At 70.3% G+C, this 23960-nt stretch carries 27 protein-coding genes and 3 pseudogenes; 18 read left to right on the forward strand and 12 right to left on the reverse strand.

What is annotated here, in order from left to right:
- Positions 1-93 precede the first annotated feature (93 nt).
- A complete protein-coding gene (locus tag S1361_RS36990) occupies positions 94-279 on the reverse strand; it encodes a hypothetical protein (RefSeq protein WP_208036176.1) in 186 nt (61 codons plus the stop codon).
- A gap of 266 nt (positions 280-545) precedes the next feature.
- Here S1361_RS36990 and S1361_RS36995 point away from each other — a divergent pair, with 266 nt between their 5' ends.
- A complete protein-coding gene (locus S1361_RS36995; RefSeq protein WP_243769440.1) occupies positions 546-1868 on the forward strand; it encodes a phosphatase PAP2 family protein in 1323 nt (440 codons plus the stop codon).
- 211 nt (positions 1869-2079) lie between these two features.
- On the opposite strand, the gene S1361_RS37000 is transcribed toward S1361_RS36995, so the two are convergent.
- Positions 2080-2280, reverse strand: a complete 201-nt coding sequence (locus S1361_RS37000; protein WP_208036950.1) for a type II toxin-antitoxin system VapB family antitoxin — start codon at positions 2278-2280, stop codon at positions 2080-2082.
- A gap of 147 nt (positions 2281-2427) precedes the next feature.
- Here S1361_RS37000 and S1361_RS37005 point away from each other — a divergent pair.
- From S1361_RS37005 to S1361_RS37020, 4 genes and pseudogenes are all read left to right on the forward strand, one after another.
- A pseudogene (locus tag S1361_RS37005) lies at positions 2428-2831 on the forward strand (IS5/IS1182 family transposase); the annotation flags it as partial.
- 223 nt (positions 2832-3054) lie between these two features.
- Positions 3055-4464, forward strand: coding sequence for a serine/threonine-protein kinase (locus S1361_RS37010; RefSeq protein ID WP_208036177.1), 1410 nt, complete (start codon positions 3055-3057; stop codon positions 4462-4464).
- Positions 4465-4567: 103 nt separating this feature from the next.
- Positions 4568-4804 (forward strand): annotated as a pseudogene (locus S1361_RS37015) (hypothetical protein); the annotation flags it as partial.
- 224 nt (positions 4805-5028) lie between these two features.
- Positions 5029-5502: a hypothetical protein gene (locus S1361_RS37020; protein WP_208036178.1), complete on the forward strand. Its 474-nt coding sequence runs from the start codon at positions 5029-5031 to the stop codon at positions 5500-5502.
- Between the two features lie 91 nt (positions 5503-5593).
- On the opposite strand, the gene S1361_RS37025 is transcribed toward S1361_RS37020, so the two are convergent.
- A complete protein-coding gene (locus S1361_RS37025; RefSeq protein WP_208036179.1) occupies positions 5594-6037 on the reverse strand; it encodes a hypothetical protein in 444 nt (147 codons plus the stop codon).
- A gap of 367 nt (positions 6038-6404) precedes the next feature.
- On the opposite strand from S1361_RS37025, the gene S1361_RS37030 reads away from it, so the two are divergent.
- The 4 genes from S1361_RS37030 to S1361_RS37045 all read left to right on the forward strand — a co-directional run bounded on the left by S1361_RS37030 (position 6405) and on the right by S1361_RS37045 (position 9967).
- Positions 6405-7274 (forward strand): alpha/beta fold hydrolase, encoded by an 870-nt coding sequence (locus S1361_RS37030; protein ID WP_208036180.1) that lies wholly within the window; start codon positions 6405-6407, stop codon positions 7272-7274.
- 384 nt (positions 7275-7658) lie between these two features.
- Positions 7659-8087 carry a phage holin family protein gene (locus tag S1361_RS37035; RefSeq protein ID WP_208036951.1) on the forward strand — a complete coding sequence of 143 codons (429 nt, stop codon included), beginning with the start codon at positions 7659-7661 and terminating at the stop codon, positions 8085-8087.
- Positions 8084-8566 (forward strand): DUF3618 domain-containing protein, encoded by a 483-nt coding sequence (locus S1361_RS37040; RefSeq protein ID WP_208036181.1) that lies wholly within the window; start codon positions 8084-8086, stop codon positions 8564-8566. Before S1361_RS37035 ends, S1361_RS37040 begins: the two co-directional genes overlap by 4 nt.
- Positions 8567-9208: 642 nt before the next feature.
- A complete protein-coding gene (locus S1361_RS37045; protein ID WP_208036182.1) occupies positions 9209-9967 on the forward strand; it encodes a hypothetical protein in 759 nt (252 codons plus the stop codon).
- 91 nt (positions 9968-10058) lie between these two features.
- Here S1361_RS37045 and S1361_RS37050 read toward each other — a convergent pair whose 3' ends face one another.
- Both S1361_RS37050 and S1361_RS37055 read right to left on the reverse strand, forming a co-directional pair.
- The gene (locus S1361_RS37050; protein WP_208036183.1) at positions 10059-10520 is read right to left on the reverse strand and encodes a pyridoxamine 5'-phosphate oxidase family protein; all 462 of its coding nucleotides are present in this window, start codon (positions 10518-10520) and stop codon (positions 10059-10061) included.
- A 133-nt stretch (positions 10521-10653) separates the two neighbouring features.
- Positions 10654-11334: a TetR/AcrR family transcriptional regulator gene (locus tag S1361_RS37055; protein WP_208036184.1), complete on the reverse strand. Its 681-nt coding sequence runs from the start codon at positions 11332-11334 to the stop codon at positions 10654-10656.
- Between the two features lie 72 nt (positions 11335-11406).
- Here S1361_RS37055 and S1361_RS37060 point away from each other — a divergent pair, with 72 nt between their 5' ends.
- Positions 11407-12522, forward strand: coding sequence for an FAD-dependent oxidoreductase (locus S1361_RS37060; protein ID WP_208036952.1), 1116 nt, complete (start codon positions 11407-11409; stop codon positions 12520-12522).
- Between the two features lie 98 nt (positions 12523-12620).
- Here the strand turns inward: S1361_RS37060 and S1361_RS37065 are convergent, their stop codons facing one another.
- On the reverse strand, positions 12621-13937 hold the full coding sequence (locus S1361_RS37065; RefSeq protein WP_208036185.1) for a caspase, EACC1-associated type: 1317 nt from the start codon (positions 13935-13937) through the stop codon (positions 12621-12623).
- Positions 13934-14164, reverse strand: a complete 231-nt coding sequence (locus S1361_RS37070) for an effector-associated constant component EACC1 (protein WP_208036186.1) — start codon at positions 14162-14164, stop codon at positions 13934-13936. Before S1361_RS37070 ends, S1361_RS37065 begins: the two co-directional genes overlap by 4 nt.
- Positions 14165-14469: 305 nt before the next feature.
- Here S1361_RS37070 and S1361_RS37075 point away from each other — a divergent pair, with 305 nt between their 5' ends.
- From S1361_RS37075 to S1361_RS39665, 3 genes are all read left to right on the forward strand, one after another.
- Complete coding sequence (locus S1361_RS37075) at positions 14470-14982, forward strand: hypothetical protein (protein WP_208036187.1); 513 nt, start codon at positions 14470-14472, stop codon at positions 14980-14982.
- 182 nt (positions 14983-15164) lie between these two features.
- Positions 15165-15593: an NAD(+)--rifampin ADP-ribosyltransferase gene (arr, locus tag S1361_RS37080; protein ID WP_208036188.1), complete on the forward strand. Its 429-nt coding sequence runs from the start codon at positions 15165-15167 to the stop codon at positions 15591-15593.
- 580 nt (positions 15594-16173) lie between these two features.
- Complete coding sequence (locus tag S1361_RS39665) at positions 16174-16869, forward strand: peptidoglycan-binding domain-containing protein (protein ID WP_243769441.1); 696 nt, start codon at positions 16174-16176, stop codon at positions 16867-16869.
- Between the two features lie 83 nt (positions 16870-16952).
- Here S1361_RS39665 and S1361_RS37090 read toward each other — a convergent pair whose 3' ends face one another.
- A complete protein-coding gene (locus S1361_RS37090) occupies positions 16953-17285 on the reverse strand; it encodes a putative quinol monooxygenase (protein WP_208036190.1) in 333 nt (110 codons plus the stop codon).
- 312 nt (positions 17286-17597) lie between these two features.
- Between S1361_RS37090 and S1361_RS37095 the strand changes: the two genes are divergently transcribed.
- The 3 genes from S1361_RS37095 to S1361_RS37105 all read left to right on the forward strand — a co-directional run bounded on the left by S1361_RS37095 (position 17598) and on the right by S1361_RS37105 (position 20377).
- Positions 17598-18581, forward strand: coding sequence for an NAD(P)-dependent alcohol dehydrogenase (locus S1361_RS37095; RefSeq protein WP_243769442.1), 984 nt, complete (start codon positions 17598-17600; stop codon positions 18579-18581).
- A 130-nt stretch (positions 18582-18711) separates the two neighbouring features.
- A complete protein-coding gene (locus tag S1361_RS37100; protein ID WP_208036192.1) occupies positions 18712-19437 on the forward strand; it encodes an MIP/aquaporin family protein in 726 nt (241 codons plus the stop codon).
- Positions 19438-19576: 139 nt separating this feature from the next.
- On the forward strand, positions 19577-20377 hold the full coding sequence (locus S1361_RS37105; protein WP_208036193.1) for an IclR family transcriptional regulator: 801 nt from the start codon (positions 19577-19579) through the stop codon (positions 20375-20377).
- Positions 20378-20444: 67 nt separating this feature from the next.
- On the opposite strand, the gene S1361_RS37110 is transcribed toward S1361_RS37105, so the two are convergent.
- Positions 20445-20750 (reverse strand): helix-turn-helix domain-containing protein, encoded by a 306-nt coding sequence (locus S1361_RS37110; RefSeq protein ID WP_425087900.1) that lies wholly within the window; start codon positions 20748-20750, stop codon positions 20445-20447.
- A gap of 176 nt (positions 20751-20926) precedes the next feature.
- On the opposite strand from S1361_RS37110, the gene S1361_RS37115 reads away from it, so the two are divergent.
- Positions 20927-21130: a hypothetical protein gene (locus S1361_RS37115; RefSeq protein ID WP_208036194.1), complete on the forward strand. Its 204-nt coding sequence runs from the start codon at positions 20927-20929 to the stop codon at positions 21128-21130.
- Positions 21131-21433: 303 nt separating this feature from the next.
- On the opposite strand, the gene S1361_RS37120 is transcribed toward S1361_RS37115, so the two are convergent.
- The 3 genes and pseudogenes from S1361_RS37120 to S1361_RS37130 form a co-directional block, all read right to left on the reverse strand.
- Entirely contained in the window at positions 21434-22312 is an 879-nt protein-coding gene (locus S1361_RS37120; RefSeq protein ID WP_208036195.1) for a universal stress protein, read from the reverse strand.
- A gap of 83 nt (positions 22313-22395) precedes the next feature.
- Positions 22396-22464, reverse strand: a pseudogene (locus S1361_RS40460) (hypothetical protein); the annotation flags it as partial.
- Between the two features lie 240 nt (positions 22465-22704).
- Positions 22705-22854, reverse strand: a complete 150-nt coding sequence (locus S1361_RS37130; RefSeq protein WP_243769443.1) for a V-type ATP synthase subunit D — start codon at positions 22852-22854, stop codon at positions 22705-22707.
- Positions 22855-23045: 191 nt separating this feature from the next.
- On the opposite strand from S1361_RS37130, the gene S1361_RS37135 reads away from it, so the two are divergent.
- Positions 23046-23933: a CBS domain-containing protein gene (locus tag S1361_RS37135; RefSeq protein ID WP_208036196.1), complete on the forward strand. Its 888-nt coding sequence runs from the start codon at positions 23046-23048 to the stop codon at positions 23931-23933.
- Positions 23934-23960: the final 27 nt, after the last annotated feature.

The following is a 23960-nucleotide window of genomic DNA, read 5'->3' on the forward strand; positions in this document are numbered from 1 at the left end:
TTCTTCTGGTCCACCCGGTGATCCAGTCGAGAGCCCTGACGCCGTAAGCCGATCACCACTTGTACGACGCACCGGCGTTCGTGTGTGCGCCGTCTACATGCCGCTGGAGAAGTTCATGGGGACCGGCGGGGGTGTCCGGACGTAGTGGCGGGCGAGGTTGGCGTCGCGGTTGTAGGGGCCGTGGCGATGGGCCTCGGGGTCGCCGTACTCCTTGAGATCCTGGCGTCCGGAAACAATGTCCCGAACGTGCGTCACGACTCGGCCGAGCAAGGTCTTCATCGGTGTTCCCCCTGGTGCACGTGGTCTTGTCGAGCAGGATCCACCCGGGGCCGGTGCGGAATCCAGCGACTTGAGCCGATCTTGAGCCTCGGCCAGTCCTTCCCCGGACTCTGTGATCACGGAAACATGCTCGTACCGCTCCGATAACATGATCCAAGCCATGACGACCGCAGGAAATACGACCTTTCCGGATAACAACTAACAAATCGGCCAGTGAATTGATACCTATAACGTCGCGGGTGACGCGGAACAACGGAAATACCGGCTTGAGTGTGTGGCGTGAGCCGCGGGTGGTGCTGTGGACCGCGGCAGCGGTCACGGCTCTGGGATTCCTCGTCGCGTTGGAGATCGCCGCGCGTCACTACGGTATGCCGGGGCCGATGACCAACCAGGTGAAGGAGGTGATCCTTCCACCCAAGTCGGGGCCTTTGCTGTACGCCGGGATGGCGTTGATGATGGTGGTCCTCACCTGGCGCGAACGCGCGATCGCGGCCGCCGCGGCGGTGGGTGTCGACCTGGTCCTGCTGCTGGTGCGCTGGGCGGCCGGCATCAAGTCCCCCCACGGTTACGGCCACCCCTTCGGCAACGGCGCCCTGTGGGTGGTACTGGCGTACGCGGTCATCGCCGTCACCCGCCGCACCGGCCCCGAACGGACCCTGCTGCTCAAAGGCGTGGGGCTGGCTCTGCTGCTGGTGGCCGGCCGCAAGACCGGCGACGCCTGGCTGCTGATCACCTCCAAGACCCGCCCGCTGGTCCTGGACCAGTACGTCGCCACCGCCGACCACGCCCTGGGCAACCCCTCCTGGCTCGCGGGCCGGCTGGTCCGGGCCACCGGCACCATCGGCGCACACATCCTGGACTACGTCTACATCCAGCTCGCCGTCGCCGCGGTCGTCGTCGCCCTGTACCAACTGCGCCACGTCGCCACCGAACGCCGCTTCCCCCGCCACCACCTGGTGCGCACCTTCCTGGTCATCGGCCTCCTCGGCCCCGGCATCTACATGATCTTCCCCGTGGTCGGGCCGATCTTCGCCTACGGCACCGACGGCGGCCACTGGGCAGCAGCCCACCTGTGGCCCGACACCCCGCCACCCCTGCACACCCCCCACCCCATGCCCTTCGACCAGATCACCCCCCGCAACTGCATGCCCAGCCTCCACACCGCCTGGGCCACCGCGATCTTCCTCCACTCCCGCACCGGCCCGCGCATCCTGCGCTTCGCCGGCACCTTCTGGCTGATCGCCACCCTCGGCGCCACCCTCGGCTTCGGCTACCACTACGGCGCGGACATCCTCGCCGGCATCGTCTTCACCCTCACCATCGAAACCGCACTACGCGCCCAGGCACGCGGCTGGGACCGCGCCGCCACCCACCTGGTCACCCACGGCGCAACGGTGTTCACCGCCCTGCTGCTGTCCTACCGCTACCTGCCGGCCCCCATGGCCCAACACCCCTGGCTGTCCGGCCCCCTCCTCCTCCTGGCCACAGCCTCCGTCATCCACGCCTACCAGCGCACCACCAAACTCTGGCACCCCACCCCGACCCCCCTACCCCAACCCGAACCCCAACCCGAACCCGAACCCGTCTGACCCCCACCACCCCCTCACACCCACCGCCCGCTGTCGCCGCCACAACGGCTGCCACACGAAGGCCGGGTGCCGGCACGGCGACGCCCACGCCCGTGATGTGCACGGCCCCGATGAGGTCCCGGCATGATGCGGCGCGCATCGCCGACCTCTGCGCCGGCGGACTCTTGGATGTGTCGCCCGGCGGTTTGAGCGGCGGCACGCGGCAGGGTGCTCAGCCTTGCGGATCCTGCGGCTTGACGTCGAGTTCGCGCAGGCTTTGGTCCTTGAGCTCGGTGCGGGCCTCGGTGCGGTGGCCACGGGCGATGTAGTCCCGCACGATCGCCTCGATCGCGTCCTGGGGCGAGCCGATCCCCGCCAGGACCATCACTTCCACTACGAGTTCGGCGTCGAGACTGATATTGACCTTGGCCACCATGCCCCCTCATCGCGTCGCAGCCGCACTCAAGCTGCTCATGGTTCCGTAGCATGCGCTCAAAACTCCATCAAGGGAGGCCCCGAGTGAGATGATCTTGCTGTGGCTGATGTGATCACGGCTTCTGAGCCGTTCTGGACCCAGCCCCTGCGGCAGTTCGCCCCGCTGTTCGGCATCTCGAAGTCGGCCGCCGCCCGCGTCATCGATGGCCTTGGCCGTTGCTGGCTCTACTGTCCCGCAAACGATTCCGCAGGGACGCCGTGCTGATCGTGGACGGCACCCTGGCGCCCGGCAACCGAAACGACTGCAAGGCGTGGGAACTGTCCGGTGCGAAAGACGCCGTCGGCAGGGCCACAGTGATCGCGGACGGCGGCTATCGGGGCACCGGCCTGGTCATCCCGCACCGCCACGAGCCCTTCCAGGCCGCACTCCCGGCCTGGAAGGAGGAGCACAACGCTACTCACCGCAAGTTCCGCGCCCGTGCCGAGCACACCTTCGCCGCCCGCCTGCACAACCTCACTGTGACCGGACGACCGAGAAACGAGCATTAAGATCGACGATCACTGCACTTGCCGGAGTCAGTCCTTGACGCCGCTGGTCGCGGTGGCTGGCCGACAGGAGGTGCCGTCGTCCGGCGTACGCACGCCGCAAGCCTCACCGGTCGAGTCGCGGAACGGGGCATAGGGGTACTCCGGCACCTCAGGGGTACGCGTGTGCGGCGCCCCCTTGTAGGCGCACCTGTGGGCACCACCTGGGGAATCAGTGGGAGATGACATGAGGCTCCGCCAGTCGACTCTGGCGCCGTTCCGGTGTTCCGCGCAAGTGCTGGGCGGGCGGTACCGTCTGGACGCGGTCATCGGCTCGGGTGGCGCCGGCGACGTACACCGTGGCTTCGACCTGCGGCTGAAACGGCCGGTGGCCGTCAAGCTGTTCCGCGCCGGCACCGGTGGGGAGGACGGCTTCCACAACGAGGCGGTGATCCTCGCCCGGTTGCGGCACCCCGGCCTCGTCACCGTCTATGACGCAGGCCGGCACGATGGACGTGCCTATCTGGTGATGGAGCTGATCGAAGGCCCCACGCTGAAGGCGCGCATCGCCGCGGGCCCCCTGGCACCCGGGGAGACCGCTGCCCTCGGAGCCGACCTCGCACGTGCTCTGGCCCACGCGCACGACGCCGGGATCGTGCACCGTGACGTCAAACCCTCGAACATCATCCTGGACGGTTCCGGGCGCCCCCACCTGACCGACTTCGGCATCTCCCGGCTGCTGGACGCCACCACCCATACCGCCACCGACGCACTCATCGGTACGGCCGCCTATCTGTCTCCCGAGCAGGTGCTCGGCCAGTCCGTCGGCCCGTCCGCCGATGTCTACGCCCTCGGGCTCGTACTCCTCGAATGCGTCACGAGCCGACTCGAATACGACGGTGCCCCCTTGGAGTCAGCGATCGCGCGGCTCCACCGGCGGCCCGAACTGCCCGATTCCCTGCCCAAGGAGTTCGCGGGCCTGCTGGGGGACATGACCGACCTGGACGCGCAGGCCCGCCCGTCAGCCGACGACTGCGTCCGGAGCCTGACCGCCCTGGCCGACACGCTCGGTCCCCGGCCCGTGCCACCCCCGGCCGACGTCACGAGCCTGGTTTCCGGGCAGGTACCGGCGGCGGCCGAACTCACGCACCCGTACGCGTCGCACGCCGCCGGCACGGCCGCACCGAAGGCCGCGTCCACGCGCGGACGCCACCTGGTCGTCGGCACGGCCGCCGCGCTGGCTGCTGCCGTGGCCGCCACTCTCGCGGTATCCGACGGGTCTGCACACAGGGCAGCGACACGGGAGGTGAGCAGCCCTTCCGCGAAGGACGGCACACCGGGCGCGTCCGTCCCACGCGACGAGAGGGGACCTGCCCCTGCCAAGCCCTCCAGCCGCGACGTCCCCGCCGGGGACCCCCGTGACCCCGGTCTGGATCAAGCCGCAGGCCTCGCCCCCGCCGTCCCGTACCGGGAACCCGCCGCCGACACACACACCCACGGCACCAGCACTACGACCCGACCCTCACGCGTCGCGGGAACACCCGATACCGCATCGCAGGGCAAGAGGGCGGAGAAGCCCGCCGGCAAGCGATCCGACAAGTCCCGGAACGCCGAAAAGCCGCGTCGGAAGAAGGCAGGGAAGAAGGGCGGGCACTAGGATTGCCCGACGGATCATGTGACTGTCGGGCTACCGGCTCGTTGGTCTGGGCACGGGGCGGGGTGATCCGACGAATGCCGAGCCGGTCCGGTCGGAGCCGCACCTGCCGTCGTCCGGACTTCGTGGCGGACGCCGACCTGGCCGGCGGGTCGACTGGAGCATGGTCAGCGTCGACTCAACGTCCTGCCGGGGCCCATCAGCGCGCGGCCGGGGCTCGCCAATGGGGCGACGCCCCGCAGATGATCGAGGTCCGCCAACGGATCCAGGTGCCCCGCCCTCTGGGCGGACGGCCGCGCACCCGCCGGACCACCTCGGAGGCGACGAGGCGTACAGCTCACGCGGGCTCCTTGCTGCCGCCGGGGCAGGGGAGGCGGTGGCCGGTCCGCCCGAAGGCTCCCGAAGTTCCGAGGGGTGCTGAAGGACGATGCCGATGCCGTGGTCGCACCTGCTGCCGCTCTTGCGGACGGCCAGGCCTGCTCGGCGGAGCAGTGCCACCCGCTGACTCCCAGGCCGGCCATGAGGTTTGGGCCGGCATGTCAGAGGGGGCAAGTAGCCTCCGGCACCATGGGCATTCGGATCGATGTAGTAGTGGAGTACCCGATCAACGATGAGATGGAGAGGGTGCTCGGGTTGGCCGAGGCGGTCGGCGAGCCCGTGACTGTCGGGTTCCTGTGGGACGGGCACGAAGAACCGGAACGCGCGGTGCTGGTGCCCGCGGCCACGCTGGCGCTCTGGGAGCATTGGGCGCCCACCGCCTATCCGGCGAGTGACGCCGGGGAAGAGAACCGTGCCGTGCCGGAGGAGCCGGAACTTGCCCACCCGGCGGAATTCGGTGAGTTCACGCTCTTTCGTCGTCGCGTGGGAGGGCGTACGGCGGTTGCTCGCAAAGGCGTGGTGGTCGCCGAGCTGCTGGACCCCGACGAGGCGCACTGGCTCCAGGAGAGGGCCCGCAATGTCCGCCAAGGCTTCATGGATCCGAAGCAGAAGGCGGCGTTCGAGGAGTTCCTCGCCCGGCAGGCATCCCTCGACGAGCAGTGAGTCTCCGCCAACGGTGAGCACTGAGGCTGTGCCCATTTGACGTCGCCGGCGCGGGCACCCCGGAGACCCTCACAGCGGAGCTTCGGGTGAGTCAGTCCCGCGCCGGCCGGGGCCTGCCGTCGGTGTCGGGGTCGGGCGCAGCGGGGGCAGAGGAGTTGAAGGTCAGGTGGGAGAAGGTGTGGCCCTGCACCACCGGCCCGTACTGGATGCCGCCGCTGATCGTGTTCTGGTGGACAGGCACCTGCTCCGCCTGCGCGCGCCACTGCCGCAGAGCGGCTGAGAACTCGGCATCCAGCGCGGCGCGCACCGCCAGAGCGGTACTCAGCGCCTGGGCACGTGCCACGTCGGCGGGTGCCTGCTGGAGCCGTAGCAGTTCCGGCTCTCCGGAGCCTGCTGACGGTGTCCGGCCGGACGAGTCCTGGCCACCGCCGGACGGGCGACTCACCAGAGCGGTCAGCCCCGCCCACGCCTGGCGCCCCAGCTCGCCACCGGCACCTCCGGCAAGCGCGCCGAGCAGCGTCCGGTCGCTCCCCACGCCAGTCTTTGTAGCGCACGACGGCACGAGTGACACGTGTACGTACGGACATCGAGCGGTCTCCACTGCCGGAACCGTCATCGCGCGATGGCGCCTGCTGCCACCCCACTGGCACGGCACCCGCTGACGCGTCGGCGTCCCATCGGGTCACCCCGCTTGTGGTCTTGTGGTCGATCCTTCGGCGGCAGCGGTCGGCGCGCGGACTTGGCGGGGAAAGAGGAAGGCCGTGCCGGTTTGGCACGCGCCGACGAGGAGAGCCGGTTTGCGCAGTCTGTCGGCCCGGCGGTCCTCACCGGGCGGGAGCGGGGTCGCCCGGGTCCGACAGGTGCAGCAGGCGCCGTGTCGAGGAGGACGGGAGGTTCGGGTCTTGTTCGAGGGTTTCGAGACCAGGCGGGTTCAGGTCGAGGGAGCATTGATCTTCGTTCGCTACGGTGGGGAAGGACCGCCGGTGGTGCTGCTGCACGGCCACCCCCGGACATCGGCGACCTGGCATCGCGTCGCCCCGCTCCTCGTCCGGCGCGGTTTCACCGTGGTCTGTCCCGATCTCCGGGGATACGGCCGGTCCACCGGCCCGGCGCCCACCGCGGACCACGTCGGTTACTCCAAGCGGGCCGTCGCCGGTGACGTGGTCGAGGTGATGCGCTCCCTCGGCCATGCCCGGTTCGCGCTCGCCGGGCACGACCGCGGAGGCAGTGTGGCGCTGCGTCTCGCCCTCGACCACCCCGACGCGGTCTCGCGGGTGGCGCTGATCGACTGTCTGCCCCTCACCGAGCACCTGTCCCGCATCACGACCGAGTTCGCCACGCAGTGGTGGCACTGGTTCTTCTTCGCCCAGCCGGACATCCCCGAGCGAGTCATCAACGCCGACCCGGACAGCTGGTACCGCGGCGATCCCCAGAGGATGGGACAGGAGAATCACGACGAGTGGCGCGCGGCCACGAGGAACCCCGACGTGGTACGGGGGATGCTGGAGGACTACCGGGCCGGCCTCACCGTCGACCGGCGGCACGAGGAGGCCGATCGCGCCGCCGGGAGACGGATCCGGTGCCCGGCACTGATCCTCTGGTCGCTCCGGGACGACCTGGAGGACCTGTACGGGGACCCGGTGGAGATCTGGCGCCGATGGGCACCGGACGTACGGGGCCACGGCATCGACTCGGGGCACCACGTGGCCGAAGAGGCCCCGGAAGCGCTTGCGTCCTCCCTCGCCGGCTTCTTCGGCGGACGGCCCGAGTAGGAATCCCCGGGCCCGCCCCGCAGAACAAATAGGGCAAGGGCACGGAACATCCGTCCGGTAACCCGTGCCGAGCTGGGCCCCTGGTGGACGGCCCGGAGGACGTGCCCCGGTGCCGGGCAGGAACCAGGACCCCGTCCCGCACAAGCACCGCTTGGACGTGCACGTGCCCCTGGGTACAACCCGCCTGCGGCCCCGAAGGCCACTCCACCCACGGGGCCGGTGCCGGCCGTGGCAGTGCGGTTCAGGCGCCGGCCGAGCCCGCGGGTCACGCTGCTCGACCTGAACTCGCCGGTTCGGGGTACTCGCGCGCTCATCGGATGGTCGGGCGCAGGATGCAGCCCGGCCGCCACGGACTCAGGAAGGGAGGTGACCGTCGTGTCGAGCATGCAGCCGCACCACGCCGGATCCGGCCGGAGCACGGACCGCTCCGACCAGGAGCCGGTGAGCGAGCTGGTGCAGCGGGCCTCGCAGCAACTGACCGAACTGGTGCGAGGTGAACTCCGGCTGGCACAGGCGGAGATGAAGCAGAAGGGCAAGCGCTACGGCAAGGGCGGTGGCCTGTTCGGCGGGGCCGGCGTTGTCGGCTTCCTGATGCTGCAGGCGCTGGTTGCCACCGTGATCGCCGCGCTGGCGGTTCCGCTGCCCGTGTGGGCGGCGGCGCTGATCGTCACCGCGGTACTGGGTGTGATCGCCGCGGTGATGGCCATAAGCGGAAGAAAGCAGATCGACCAGGCTGCGCCGCCCACACCCGAGCAGACGATCGAGAACGTGAAGGCCGACGTGGCCGAGATCAAGGAGAGTGCGCATCGATGACCCAGCCGCCGCACGACGAGCCCACCGCCACCAGCCCCGAGGAACTGCGCGAGCAGGTCGAACAGACTCGGACCGAGCTCGGGGAGACGGTCGAGGCGCTGGCAGCGAAGACCGACGTCAAGGCGCGCGCCCAGGAGAAGGCCGCCGAAATAAAGGAGCAGGCTGCCGCGAAGGCCGACGAGCTGAAGGAGCAAGCCGCCCTCAAGGCGGGTGAACTGAAGGAGAAGGCCGCCGAACTGGCTCACCAGGCGCAGGACCGGCTGCCCGACCCGGTCAAGGCCGGTGCCGCCCAAGCCGCCGAGCAGGCCCGCGCGAAGGCGGCCCAGGCCGGTCAGCTCTGGGAAGAGAAGGCACCCGAGCCCGTGCGGCAGAGGACGGCCCAAGGAGCGCAGCTGGCCCGGGACAACCGGAAGGTGCTGCTGGCCGCGGCCGGCCTGGCCGTCGTGGCATGGCTGGCCTGCCGCCGTCGGCAGGGGTGAGCGGGGTGTAGTCATCCCGCGTTGCTTACAGGCCGGTCGGTGTGCCCTCGGGGGCGTCGGCGGTTCGACCATGGGAGCACTGTTCAATCGGACGTGGACGATGCTCGGCCACGACGAGGACACCACCGACGCGGACTGCGCCGGCCCGGTTGACGGCATAAGAAGGAGGTGGGAGGGCCGGTACGACACGGTACCGGCCCTCCCACCTGCATGAGGGGGAAGCGCTCACGTCGCGAGCGATGCCGTCGGTGCTCGCTGTGGCGGGAGCATCGGGGTGCGTAGGACGTCGGGGCCGCGGGTCGTGACGATCCGTGCAGTCGGAGGTGCCCGCGACGAAGCGCTGGTTCCCGGCAAGCAGGAGGTCGAAGGCTTCCCGGGGCGACGGGTTCAGTTACCGGAGCCTCTTCCAGGTCCGCGAGTGTGCCGAGGGCACGGCCCGGGTGGTGCCCATGCTGCCGGAGACCGTCAGTCGGCAGCCGTTCCGATCACGCCGTCAGGAGACGGCGGTGCGGAGCCTGATTGGAATGCCGAATTCAGCGGTAGCTTCTCTACGCACGCCACCTGACCCCTACCAACAGACAGGTAGCACCGGGTATTTGACTTGCCACCACGTACGAGACACCCGGGAATTGTGAGGTGTACATGGCTGGTTCGCCACCCTCGTCGGAGTCGGGGAGCTGGTTCGAGCGCTGGGACGAGCGGGGGCTGGCCATCGCCTGTCTGGTCGCCGTGCTCGGATCGGCGACTGCCGCGCTCTTCGGGCTCCCTGCCGCCTGGCAGATGCCGTTCCTGTTCACCGCGGTGTACGCGATCCTGCGCACCCTCGTGCCGCTCACTGCCTCGCGCCGTGAACTGGCCGGTCTCCGCACCGAAGTCGAACTGCTGCGCCGCGATTTCGACCAGGTGAACTCCTCGCGCATCGAGCACTACCCGGACGCGGCGTCCTTCTACAAGGCAGCCACGGACTACCTGGTCACACGCGGCACCCGCCATCTCGACACCTGGTACATGCGGATCGGAACCCCCGACGACTTCAGCGAGTCGACGGCGCCCTTCGCGGAGTACTTCCAAGCGGTGCTCGACTGGGCGGCGGCCGGCGGCTCAGTGAAGCGACTGTTCTGCATCGGTTCCTCCCGCGGCTATACGAGGTGGACTGCGCAGCACCGGGAGGAGACACGTCACCTGCGCAGTTACAGCATTCGGGAGGTGACCTGGCCCATCAAGGCGGACCTCATGAGCATGGCCATCATGGACACGAGCGCGGTGTTCCTGGCTTTCACCGTCGGAGACCGGGTGCAGGGCATGCGGATCGAGGACAGCGAGGCAGCGTCGTACTTCAAGTCCTACTTCGACCGCCACTGGGAGAACGCCCGAGACGTGCCACGCGCCCCAGCGGCGTGACACGCGATCGACGCCCGATCCACACCTTCAGCCGTTCAGCCCGCCCAGCGGACTGAGCTCGCGACAACTCCCCGATCTGATCACGGCGCTGTTATGCCAGCCACGTCCCGTCGCGCATGATGACTCTCCCGCGTAGTTCCGGCTCGCCGCGCCATGCGCGCACAGTCTTCGGGACCACGCGTACATACAGGAAGGACCCCTCTTCCGCGCGTGGATCCCACCCGAACTTGCCGGCGAACGCCTCTGCCGCGTCTTTGGGCACCTCCTGGTCCGGGAAGCATTCGGCCTCACCCTGGAGGAGTACTACGTCGAAGGTGTCCGGGAGCGCCAGGCGCACGCGCGGCTCTTTGCGGACGTTCCGTGCAGTCACGGAAGTGGCGCTGGTGCACATCCACACTGCGCGCCCATCCCACAAGAACCACAGCGGCACCTGGTGCGGCCCGTGATCAGGATGAGCCGTCGACACCCATACGTCCCGCTCGGTGACGAGCCGCTCCAGAGCGTCCCGCATACGTTCCGCCGTCAGACGACGGACGGTTCCCGTGGTCTCCATGAAGACCGACCCTAGCCAAGCGGCAGCGAAGCGCGCCTGAGGCGCAGGACCTACTCCCAGCGACCGATGAACTCTCGGCATGGGTGGGGAGTCGGTGCGACGAGCCGCACTCGCCCGGTCCCTCGGCCGTACGTCAGCCAGAGATGCGGGCTTCGATGCCGTCGAGGAGGAAGTCGAGGCCGGTCTGGAAGGTCTGGTCGGCGTCCAGGTGGGGGCCGTCTCGTACGACGGAGGCCAGCGCAGGGAAACGGCCAGTTGCGAAGACCCGCTGCAGATAAGGCCCGAAGGCGGCCTGCCACTGCTTCTTGTCCATCCCGGTGGCCCGCTCGGCGCGCCGCTCGGTGATCTCCCGGCGCACCGCGCCGATCACGTATGCATCGACCGCGGCGACCACCGGTACGACGGTGTCCACGTCGACATCGGCCATCGCGGCCAACACTGCCTCCCCCCTGGCCAGCGCGTGCGGCCCGAGCCGGGGCCGTCCACCGATCAGGTCGGCGAGCCATTCGTGCCGGTGAACGGCCTGCCGGGTGGTCTCGGCAAGGGAGCGCAGAACCTCGCGCCAGCCGTCTCCGGCCGGCCGGATCTCGGCATGGACCGCATCGACCATCAGGTCGAGCAGCTCCTCCTTGGTGGCGATGTAGCCGTACAGCCGCATCGGCCCAACGCCCAGCTCGGCGGCGACCTTGCGTAGCGACACCGCCTCCAGGCCGTCCGCGTCGGCCAGCCGGATCGCCGCTCGTACGATCCGCTCCCGGCTCAACGGGGCCGGAACCGGTCGATCCGGTGGCTCCGGCCTCTCCCATACCAACATGCCGCAGACAATACATCGTTGGAGCGATACGGTGTATCGACTGATACAGCGAATCGAGGGGGAACCATGACCATCGCCATCGCCATCGTCGGAGCGGGCTTGGGCGGCCTGGCCCTGGCCCGGGTGCTGCACGTGAACGGCATCGACGCCGTCGTGTACGAACGTGAGTCGTCGCGCGGCGCGCGCGGTCAGGGCGGCATGCTCGATCTGCACTCCGGGACCGGGCAGCAGGCGCTGCGCGAGGCCGGCCTGATACGGCAGTTCCATGCGATTGCCCGTCGGGCAGGCCAGGACCTGCGTCTTCTGGAACCGGACGGCACCCTGCTCCTCCAGGAGGACACGCCGGACGACGCACCGCTGGAACGGCCCGAGGTCGACCGCGGAGACCTGCGCGACCTGCTGTTGGACTCCCTCCCCGAACACGCGGTGCGCTGGGGCCACGCGCTCGAATCCGCCGACAACGGCACGCTGCACTTCGCCGACGGCAGCAGCGCGACGTACGAGCTGCTGGTCGGCGCCGACGGTGCGCAGTCCCGGGTCCGCCCACTGCTCACCGACGCCCGACCGGCGCACACCGGCCAGAACGTGGTCGAACTCGGTATCCCCGACATCGACCGCACCCACCCCGACCTCGCGGCGATGGTCGGACGCGGCAACTACTGGGTGCTCGGCAACGGGCAATCCCTGTCGGCGCAGCGCAACGGCGACGGCCGGGTACGCATCTACCTCAGCTTCCACCACACCGCCGAGGACTGGTTCGCCACCAGCGGGATCCCGTTCGGGGACCCCGCCGCCGCCCGGGTGCGGCTGATCGAGCTGTTCGCCGGCTGGCACCCACGGTTCACCGCACTGATCGCAGCCTGCGACGACACGGTCCTGCCGCGGCCGATCACCACTCTCCCGGTCGGCCTGACCTGGCCGTCGAGGCCGGACGTCACCCTGCTCGGCGACGCCGCGCACCTGATGCCGCCGGTGGGGCAGGGCGCCAACATGGCGCTGCTGGACGGCGCGTTGCTCGGTCTCGCGCTGGCCGCACACCCGGACGACTTCCCCGCCGCCGTCAAGGAATACGAACGCGAGATGTTCGAACGCACCAGCGCTGCCGGCCGCCAGTCCGCGCGCATCCAGGACATCCTGGCATCGCCGGACGCCAGCCGGAAAATGCTCGCGTTCTTCCAACCTGCCTGAAGGTAACCGGATACGACCGACCGACGGTTGTCTGAGGGGACGTCATTCCGGATGACCCGTTGCGGGTGGCCGTGTGCTGGGCGCGGGGACGCGGCTCCTCACCGCAGTCGTGGGTCCATCTCCACTAGCTGTTGGTCGGTGCGGTAGATGCCGCCGGCGAAGTGTTCGATCGCCGAGCGCAGGCGTACGGGGTCGGCTTCGTAGGTGCTCAACATGCCCACGATCACGTAGCGCTGGTCCGGGAGACGTTTGTTGAGCGGGTCGTGGAACCCTGTCGGGCGCGGCACGTCGGCCTTCAGCCGGACGATGAGCACGTTGGTGGTCAGTCCCGTGCCCGGCGCCCTGCGCAGTACGCCCACGCACGCGACATCCTTCCACGGCACGTGAGCCGAGTGCGGCCCGTGCTCGATGCCCACCCCGCCGCCGTTGACGACGAGGTCGTAGTGGACGTCTTTCCCCCCAAGCCGGCCCAGGAGGAGGAGCAGACCCATGAACAGGGCTAGGGCGCTGGCGGCAGTCAAGGTCGTGTGCCACCCCGCGAACAGCACGCTCACCGCGCCGAGGGCAGCGAGCATCAGGGAGTACATGACGGTGTCGCGGCCGCGATGGGCCGGCGGTTCGGGCGGCTGACGGCGGAAGCGGATCTCTTCCTCATCGCCGGTCGGCGGTCCTCCGCGCGGCTGGACGGGACCCCGGACGAGGGCGATGCCACCTGCGGTGTTGACGGAGCGCCGCTGCGGCCGCGGCAGCCCCGCCCCCTGCAGCACGGTGTCGATGTGCTGGTGGATGTCGTCCAGGGTGAGCGGCTCTGCCTGGTTCAATGCGTCCAGCAGGGCGGCCGTGAAGGCGGTGTGACGCTGCCCGGGCGGTGCGTGTGAGGGTGCGGTGGCCGTGGTGGAGGTGAGGGTGTAGGTGCCGCTCACGTCGAGTTGAGCCGACAGCAGGCTGCCCGGTTCCGTCATGGCGGCCACCGCACGGCCGGAGAAGCAGCAGTCCAGCACCAGGACCCGCAAACGTGCCCGGGCCCGGCCGAGTTGCCTCTTGACCAGATCGGCCGGGACACCGGTGAAACCGACGTGTCCCGGGTCGGTGGAGGACAGCGCCAGGTGCAACGTCCCGTCCTCGTCGAGCAGTCCGTGTCCGGCGTAGTAGACGAGCAGCAAGTCGTCCGCGTCGAGCGCGGCTTGGGCAAGTGCCATGCCGACGCTGCGGTGATCGGCCGGATCGGCCAGCACCCGGCAGTGTTCCGGCGGCAGGATTCCGTACGTCTCGTGCGTGAGCGCGGAGCGAAGATCCGCAAGGTTGGACTTCACGGCGGGAATCGCGGGCAGATCGATGTCGTCGAAGTCGCTGCACCCGATGAGGACCGCCCGGGAAGCGGCACCGTCGGGGATGCGCGGCGCGCTCTGTCTCACTCCTCCCCGCCTTCCAGCAGCCGTCCGACCGCCCTGCTCACCGCCTGCGGATCGCTTCTCCGGCGGACCTCCACGGTGAACTTCCGCCCACCGTTGCGGTCCGGTCCTACGGTGACGTCGGCACGGCGTTGCACCAGCCAGGTCGCCTCCCCACCTGGTTCGCCGGCCACCAGCACGGGCAAGGAGCCCGGTGCGGGAGGGGTTTCACTGCCCTCGTATTCCTCCATGGGACCATCGTGCCAACAACAGTGACGGAACACCCAGGCGCTGTTTGAGGGGGTGTCGATGACTGGGCGTCCGGAAAACCCACTCGATCCGAGCCAGGCACCCGTGCAGCGTTTCGCCGCCGAGCCGCGGAAGCAGCGTACGGAAGCCGGCAGCCCGACTTGCGGTGCGCGGTGGCGGTCTTGGCGGACAACCGGCATCAGGCGGTGATTCCTACCGTCGTCAGACGTACCCGCCGGCCACCCCGTGGATGTGAACTGTCCAGACAGGGAAGGAGTCGCGGGAGCCGGGATAACGGGGAGGCGCCGTGGCGAGCGAGATTTCGGACAGATTCAGGTACAGCATCACGCACACCTACGTCACGCGGCACGTCGGTGACAACCCGCAGACGGCGACGCTGGTCGGCTCGCGGGTGGGAAGCCTGGACCGGTTCGCCGACCGGCCGAGCGAGAAGAGCGAGTTCTGCGAGCACTGCGACGCGAGGCTGCGGGTCGTGCTACGGTCCACGGCCGACGTACGGCAGCGTCGGCGTACGCACCGACTGCTGTGGCCGGTGTGGGCCCTGCTGGCCGTGTTGAGCGGCTGGCGCCTCGTGTACGTGCTGCGCACCGGTGACGGCCTGGGGTACGACGACACGTTGGGCTTGTATGCCACCGCGTTCGCGACCGTCCTGCTCGGATACGGCACCCTGCGCAGCCTGGTCCTGACCCAGGGCTTCGACACCCCCAAGGTGACCAGGACGGACGATCGGGAACCGTACGGTGTTCGGCACCACTGGACCAGACCCCCGCACACGGACGTCGAGGACCGCAGGTCCTGACGTCCTGATCCGGCCCGGCCGGCCCATCGCACCGGGGGTGGCCAAGCGGTGTGTCAGGTGCGCATCATCAGCTGACCGATCAGACGTGGGCAGTGATCGAGCCGATACTGGCATCGCCGCGCCACCGCCACTCGCCGGTGGTGTTTCCCCGCTGTCCCAAGCCCAGGCCGAAGGAGTGGCCCATGACCAGCGTCCCTGTCCCCTTCCAGGTGTACGAGGCAGGCACGTACCTGCACGGTACGAAGGCAGCCCTCGTTCCCGGGGATCTGCTGACCCCCGGCCACGCATCCAACTTCGAGGAAGGGCGCACGTCCCGCCATGTCTACGTTTCCGAGACCCTGGATGCCGCCGTCTGGGGCGCCGAACTCGCAGCCGGCGGGGGGCCGGGGCGGATCTACGTAGTGGAGCCGACCGGCGATCTGGAGGACGATCCCAACGTCACCGACAAGAAGTTCCCTGGCAACCCCACCCGCTCCTACCGCACACGCGAGCCTGTGCGCATCGTGTCGGAACTCAAGGACTGGGTCGGGCACTCTCCCGAGCAGATCGAAGCCATGCTGAACGGGCTGGCCGACCTTCGTCGCCGCGGCGTCGCCACGATCCTGGACTGACGGGTCCGCCGAGGCCGCGGAACTCTCCGCCGGGCAGCCGAAGACGCCGAAGACGAAGACGCAGATCCGCTCGAACAGGGTCCTTCCGTTCCTCATCTACCCACTCTTGACGGCGGGTTGAGACAGATGCGGACGGACTGCGTATCGCTGAGCAAGCAAACGGCGCCCTACGGATGTGGGCCGAGGAGGAATGCCGATGGAACGCGACGGCACCCAACCGCAGCCGGACTTCGCTCCGGAGCGTGACGCCGCGCTGGAGATCCAGGAATCCTTCCAGGCGATCCTGGATGCCCTTGACGCCGCGCGCGCCGAGCTCCATGCGGAGGGCAGGAGCCGGCGAACGGTGAGCCCGCCGCGGTCCTTCGACCGGCACGGCGAAGCGGCGGCGGCCGGCAGCCGGGCAGTTCCTGCCAAGGTCCTTCCGTCTCCGCCGGCTCCCCGCCCTCCGGCCGCACATCCGCGGACACAACGGCTGGGGCCTCGGGCCACAGGCCTGGTTCCCGCCCCTCCGCAAGGCGTTCCGCCGTCCGCCGTGAATCCGCCGCGGACCGGTCATGTGCGCCGGGCTCCGCAGGACCCCGTGGTGCAGCCGCTGTGGTCGCACGGCGCGCGGCAGGAGGCGGGGAAGCAGCCCACCGCGAGCGACGCGCGCCCGAGGCGGAACGAGCCGTCGGCGCCCCGCCCCGGCCTCGGGCCCGTGCGGGCGAGCGTGCGCCGCGGAGCCGGCCCGTCTCCGGACGCCTCCTGGACGGCCGACCCGGGACCCTCCGCTCTGCGCACGGCGCCTCTCGACGCCCCGCCCCGTGAGGCGCCGGCGCGCCCGGACACCGTACGGCTGCCGCTACCGAAGGCAAGCCCGGAGCATCGGCGCTTCACCGACCGGCGGCACGCCCGGGTCGCCGGATTCTTCGGGCTGGGTGCCGTGAGCGGACTCCTGCTTGCCTCTTCGCTCCTCACGAACCAGCACTCCGAGCCGGCCGCGCCGCCTGCCGCCCAGGAGCAACCCGAACGGCCGCTGCCCGACGACACCTCGCTCCCCGAGATCCCGGGCACCGGGGTACTGCGTGAGGGGGACAGCGGGCACGGGGTGTACGAGTTGCAGGTGCGTCTGCTCCAGATCCCAGGGCTCTACGACGGCGGTGCGATCGACGGCCGCTACGGCACGGAGGTCCGGCAGGCCGTGGCCCGGTTCCAGAAACGGTTCGGCATCCGCGGGGACGAGACCGGCGTGTACGGGGACAACACCCGCTACGCCCTCATGCTGCGCACGAAGTAGTCTTCGCCGGCTGTGAACGCAGGCAAGCCCCTGGCCGGTGCCGCCCCGCGGACGCGGCTACCGGCACCAGATGGAGAACAGGTCTAGTCCTGCTCCGCGACGGCCATCTCGCCCAGGCGAGACCAGTCGTCCTGCGGAACCGTCATGTTCACGATGCGGGGTGTCTCGGCCAGGTGGCGCGGCAGCGTCTCCTGCGCGGCCCTGAAGTGCGCGGACTGCACGTGAGCGGCGCCCGCCTCGTCATCGCGGAAGGCCTCGACCAGGACGTACTCCGTCGGGTCCGCCACGCTTCGCGACCATTCGAACCACAGGCAGCCGGGCTCCCTGCGCGTGGCCTCGGTGAAGTCGGCGGCGATCTCCGGCCACCGGTCGGCATCGTCGGGAAGAACGCGGAACTTGGCGGTAATGAAGATCATCGGACTCTCTCTCCGCTACGTGCGTGCTCCACGGGCCCGTTGCTCCTGCCGGGCCCCGTGGCGACAAGATCGTACGGCGCCGGCCGGCGCTCGCAGCCCCCCACACGCCCGATAAATGCTCGATCGAGACTTCTGTGGTGGTGTGTCTGTTTTCTCGGCAGGTGGAAATCTTCCAGATGCCGTCCCGTTGACCATGTGGCCGAAAAAGAATGACCATCTCCTCGCACCGCTTACCGGATTCAGACACAAGGAGTGTGCGAAATGCAGGCAGTGCGTGTTCACGGATATCACGGGCGGCCCATTGTCGAAGAGGTGCCGGAGCCCCGGATCACTTCACCGCAGGACGTGATCGTGGAGATCGGCGGGGCCGGTCTGTGCAGAACCGACCTCCATGTCATCGAGGGCCAGTGGCAGGAAAAGTCCCAGGTGTCGCTGCCGTACACGTTGGGCCACGAGAACGCCGGATGGGTGCGGGAGATCGGTTCCGGAGTCTCCCACCTGGCAGTCGGTGATCCCGTGATCCTCCATCCGCTGATGACCTGCGGCCTGTGCCGCGCGTGCCGCTCGGGGGATGACGTGCACTGTGCGAACAGCGCCTTCCCGGGCATCGACTGCGACGGTGGCATGGCGGAGTTCATGCGCACCAACGCGCGTTCGTGCGTGAAGCTCGACCCCGGCCTCCGGCCCGCCGACGTGGCCGCCCTGGCCGACGCCGGTCTCACCGCCTATCACGCCGTACGGAAGGCGGTGCCGCTGCTGTATCCCGGTGCCTTCGTCGTCGCCATCGGCGCCGGGGGCCTCGGGCACATCGGCATCCAGGCCCTGGTGGCCCTCACCGCGGCCGAGATCGTCGTCGTGGACACCTCCGAAGCGGCCCTGGAGCTCGCCAAGAGCCTGGGTGCGCACCACACCGTGCGCGCCGACGGCGACCCGGTGCTTGCGGTGCAGGAGATCACCGCAGGTCGAGGAGCACATGTCGTCATCGACTTCGTGGGCGAGCGAGGCACCGAGGCCCAGGGCGTCGCCATGCTCCGCAGGGCCGGCTCCTACTTCGTCGTCGGATACGGCGGACACGTCCACGTGCCGACCATCGACATCATCTCGAACGAGATCAACGTCATCGGCAACCTCGTCGGCAGCTACAACGACCTGGACGAACTCATGACGCTCGCCGCCCAGGGCAAGGTGCGGCTGCACACCACGACGTATGCGCTCGATGCCGTGAACGACGCCATGGACGATCTCGAGCATGGACGGCTGCAGGGCCGCGGAATCCTCGTGCCCGGCGCTCGGTGACGCCCCCTCCGCACCCTCTGCGGCGCCCGCTCCGCGAAGTCGTGCACCTGCCCGGGGCGGGCCCGGAAAACGCCGAACGCCACACATCGTAAAGGGGTTGAGGTCGGGGCCGCTGTCTCCGGCGAAAGTCATGAAAGAAAACACTTATCTCCAACGGCTGCTCGCCGAATTTCTCGGCACTGCTTTTCTCGTCTTCCTCGGGGTCGGCTCGATTCCTGCCACCCTCATGCTGCAGAAGACCGGGAAGACCAGTTTCACGATGGCCGACCTGGGCGTGATCGCGTTCGCTTTCGCCATGGTCGTGGTGGCCGCCGTGTTCGCGATAGGCCATGTGTCGGGCTGCCACATCAATCCAGCCGTCACCCTCGCCCTGGCCGCGACGGGCAGAATTCCCCGGCGCGAGGTGGCGGGCTACGTCCTGTCCCAGTGCGCGGGAGCGGTGGCAGGCGCGGGCGCCATCGTCGCCGTGCTCGGCACCCGTGCGGTGCATCTGGGCCTCGGCGTCGCCTCCTACGCCTCTCCGACCTCCGCCTCCCAGGCGTTCTTCGCGGAGGCGCTGGGCACCTTCATCCTGGTCTTCGTGGTGTTCGGAGTCGTCGACCAGCGGGCACCGGGCGGCTTCGCCGGCCTGCCCATCGGCTTCGCGGTCTTCGCCATCGCCGTCGCCGTGGGCCCGGTCACGGGGGCGGCGCTCAATCCGGCGCGCACCCTTGGACCCATGCTGGTGTCCGGCCCCGCCGGGGGACCGGTGGACTGGTCCCAGTTGCCCGTGTACCTCGGGGCCCAGGTGCTGGGAGGCCTGCTGGCCGGTCAGGTCTACATGGCTATGAACCGGTTGCGTACCATCGCCGCATGACCGTCGCGCGACAGGCAGACCTCGGCCGCCCGGGGCGACCGACCTGTCGGCCGGCTCCGAGGCCTCATCCGCCTGGAGCCGGCCGCCCGGGTGACGGTACGGCGATACGGCTCACTTCCCGGAGCCGCACAGGAGACGCATGATGCACGGCAACGAGACGCACGCCGCCGGCGCGGCGGACCTGCTCGGATCGGTCCGGCGGGCACTGAGGGTGCTGGAGGCGGTTGCGGCCGGCGGTGACGGCATCACCGCGAAGGCCGTCGCCCGCCGCGCGGGCCTTACGCTGCCGACGACGTACCGCCTGCTGAACACCCTGGTGCACGACGGCTACCTGGTGAGGCTGAACCAGTCCCGCGGTTACGGCCTGGGGTACAAGCTCACCGGGCTGCACCGGCGCCTGTGCCAGCAGCTGGAGGTGACCCCCGGCCTGCTGGGCGTGCTCCACCAGATCCACGACGAGTGCGCGGCCGCCGCGTACTACACCGTCTTCCGGGACGAGGAGATCGTCGTCGCCGAGGTCGTGGACTCGCCTTCGGCGCCCCGGGCCGAGCCGCTCGACGTCGGCTTCCACCAGGCCCCGCACGCCACGGCCTTCGGCAAGGTCATGCTGTCGTCGCTGCCGGCCGCGCGGCGCCGTGACTACCTGCGGCAACAGGGGCTGGTGCGGCTCACCGAGCGCACCATCACCGCGCCCGACGTCCTGGAGGGACACCTTGAGCGGGTCCATGCCTCCGGCGTGGCGGTCGAGGTGGGGGAGTTCCAGGGCGGCCTGTCCTGCCTCGCCGCCCCCGTTCTCGACGCGGACGGGAGGGTCGCGGGGGCCGTGGCCACATCCGTCCCCGCCGAGCTGTTCGAGCAGCGGCAGCCGCAGCTGGAGGACGCGGTACGCGTCGGCGCCGCCCGCGTCTCACGCCTGATCGCCGCCACCGTGTCGCCCTAGGACGGCGGGTGCCGGCCCGCCCGTCACGACCGGACGCCGGACATCCTCCTCGGCGTCCGTGCGTGCGTCATCCTGGACCCCGTGCCCGCAGCCGCGGCGCGCATCTGCGGCGACGGCTGCCCGGCCGGGTACGCCGGGCCTGCCTCGGCCGGCGGCACGACCCGGCCGCGTTCGAAGTGGACCTCGCCGCTGCGAGGTCGTCGACGGCGAGAAACGGCTCGCCGGCCACGGCGGGGGGGGGTGCCCCGGTGAACGCCACGACGTCCCGAGGCAGCTGGGACTGGTCGGCGTAGCCGGTGTCGGCCGCGACCCGGGCCGCGCGTTCGCCCGCGCCCAGGCGGTGGGCAGCATGGTCGAAGCGGACCAGCTTCACGGCCCGCTTGGGCGGCAGGCCGAGTGGCGACCGGAACCGGGACCACAGCCGCCTTCCGCTCCCCCCCCCCGACCTCGGCCGCGAGTCCGTCGACCTAGGTCAGGCCACGGCTGACGACCCTCGTGGGCGTCGCCCATGAAGGACCACCCGGCTACGGCCACGACGGCATCAGCGCCATGCTCCTCGACGAGCGAACGAACGAACGGACGGGCCGGGCATGCGCCGCGGCCGGCAAACCGGGCATGACCGTGATCGCCACGCAACAGGAGCCCTCCACCATGCTCGTGGAGGCGGACGGCATCTTCGTCGCACCCGACCCGGAGGCCGCCCGCACCCTTTTTCCAGCCCGCTACGACGCTGAGCAAGTCGCCGACCGGTGACGTCGCCCGGGCGTCCCGCGTCAGGGACGACGCAGGTACGTCACAGCGAACGGTGCGTCGGCGCGCAGCCCGGCCGTGTTGTAGCACCACACATCCACGCTCACCCGGGGCGGTGCCGCATAGTCACCGATGTTCCCCAGATGGCACGAGGAGCCGTCGGAGCCGGTCCCGGTACGAACGGAATCACGGCTCGCAGGCGCAAGGGCCGCACGGCGCGGGCGGAAGCGCCGCTCGCGACTCCGGGGGCGCCATGTACTGAACGGGGGCGGGCCGAACAGCGCGGCGCCGCGGCCCAGGTGCCTCTCACGCACGTGTCGGAACGGCGATGACAGGGCAGCGGGCGTGGTGCAGCACACCCTGGCTGACCGAGCCCAGCAGCATGCCGGTGAAACCTCCGCGTCCGCGGGTGCCCACCACCAGGCCCAGCGCGTGCGTCGAAGCCTCGGTGAGGACCTGCACGGGATGGCCGACGACCAGTTCGTGGCGCAGGTCCGCCTCCGGGTAGCGGGCCCGGCGGCCGGCCACGGTCTCGGAGAGCAGCCGACGGCACTCCTGCTGGGCCGCGTGTTCGTCGAAGATCTTCAGCGGTCCGGGCTGCCAGACGTACAGGGCACGCAGCTCCGCGCGGCGCAGGGCGGCTTCCTCGAAGGCCAGGTCGACCGCGGCGGCCGCGTGCTCGCTGCCGTCGACGCCGACGACGTAGTACTCGGGTTCCTGGGTGACATGCTCAGGTTCCGGCACGACCACCACCGGGCAGTGGGCGTGCGCCATGACGGGCAGGACGACGGAGGCGGAGCTGTACATCTCCCGGGCCCGGCTCAGGTGCTGCGAGCCGAGTACGACGGCCGTGGCGTGGCGGCTCTGCTCGCACAGCACCCACACGGGGTCGCCTTCGGCGAGCTCGGCGTCCACCTCGACCTCGGGATGCCGGGCCCCGACGAAGTCCACGACGTCCGAGAGGACCTGCTTCCCGCTGTGGTGAAGCTCGTCGTTCCACTCCTCCCAGGACGGAGGGACCTCCCGCCCCCGGTAGCCCCGGGTCGGTACGCCTTCGGCGCGGACCGGGCGCAGCGGAAGGTGCCGGCGGGCTGCCTCGTCGGCCGCCCAGGCCAGCGCCATCCGTTTGGCCGGGTCGGCCTCGACACCGACGACGATCGGCCGCCGGTCACTCTGCGTGGACATGATCGCCTCCAGGCTCCGGCCCACTGGGCGCGGAGAGCGCCTCCGACGCCGCGTCCGCCGGAACGGACCGGCGCGCAGCGCACGTCGTAGGGCGGGCTGCCGTCGGGAAGGTGGACACCGACGACCTCACCATCCCTCCCGGCCCGAAGGATGTGCCAGGGCCATTGGTCCCCGGGTCAGGCCCGTGAGGCCCACCGCCGGGGCGCGCTCGTGCCGGTGTCCGGCGACCCTGTCCGCCGGCCACCGCGCATACGGCGTGCCGACCCGTCGGCGTGGGTCCGGGCGCCGAGAAGGCGCAGACCCGTCCAGATCCATGGCCGCATCCGACGGAACGACGTCCGTCCCCGGCGAGCCCACGCGGGCCCGTCGTCGCCTGTGTGTTCCCGCCGTAGTCACCTGGCGCCACGTGCAGCGGCCCAGCGGCGCCGTACCGCCTCCTCGTGCACGGCTTCCTCCAGCGCCAGTTCCACCGCCGCGAGGTCGCGCCGCGGCCGGGGGATCCAGTGCCGGCGCAGCGCGCGGACCCGCTGCCGGGTCCGCAAGCCTCCGCGGCGAGCGGCTCCGCGGCGGCGCGGATGCGGGCGGCCTCCTGCTGCACGGCCGCCAGTCGGGCAGGAGGCTGGCCACCGGACAGGGCCGTCATGCCGTCCCACCAGGGCCGTTCGGCTCTAGGCGGCGAGCGTCGGAACGGGAGACTGGAACGTAGGCAACCCGACGGAGTCCGGAGGCCGCCGTGAACCAGCACCAGAACTTCTCCACGGGCGCGGACGCCCGGCGATCCGTGCCCACCCGCCCCTGGAGTCCCGGCGAGACCGCACGGCAGGACAGGCTGGTGCGTTACCTGGGCGCCGTGGCCGCCGCCGCGACCAGGCAGGCCGGGATGAGTGAGCAGCCGCCGTCGGCACCGGTGAGCGATACGTCCTCGGGAGGGGCACCGCAGGCCGCCTCGTCCTCGCGACAGCCCGGCTCGGTGCCCGGCGCCGGGTTGCCTTTGGTGCGGGACGTGATGGAGGTGCCCGCCGCCTCACTGCGGGACGACCTGCCGTACCGGGCGATCGCCCGCCTGCTCGCGCGCGAGCAGGCCGGTGCCGTCCCGGTCGTGGACGCGGAGGACCGCGTGGTGGGAGTCGTCTCGGAGTCGGATCTGCTGGCGAAGGTCGCGTTCGAAGCCTCCGGTCACCGTCCCGGGCCCGTCGGCCGGCTGCGGGAGCGGCGCTTGCACGGCAAGGCCCGGGGCGAGACGGCGGCCGATCTGATGACCAGCCCCGCCATCACGGTCCTGCCGGGCGCGACGGTCGCCGAGGCCGCCTGGCTCGCCGCGCTGTCCCGCCTGAGGCGGCTCCCGGTCACCGACCACGAGGGCCGGCTGGTCGGCGTCGTGGGCCGCGACGCGCTGCTCCAGGCCTTGATCAGGGACGACGCCGCGATCCAGGCGGAGGTCGAGGACAGGATCAGGGCCGTCTGCCCGCCCGGCGACCTGAAGGCCGTCGAGGTGACCGTGCACGACGGGGTCGTCGAACTGGCGGGCAGGGTGCCGTCGGCGACCGGAGCCCGGATGGTTGCCGAGGTGGAGGAGATCGCCGACGTGGTCGAGGTGAAGAACCTCCTCACCACGGGCTGACCCCCGCTACCGCGCCCTCAGCACTCC

It is taken from the genome of Streptomyces cyanogenus (genome assembly GCF_017526105.1).
GTDB classification, from domain to species: Bacteria; Actinomycetota; Actinomycetes; order Streptomycetales; family Streptomycetaceae; genus Streptomyces; species Streptomyces cyanogenus.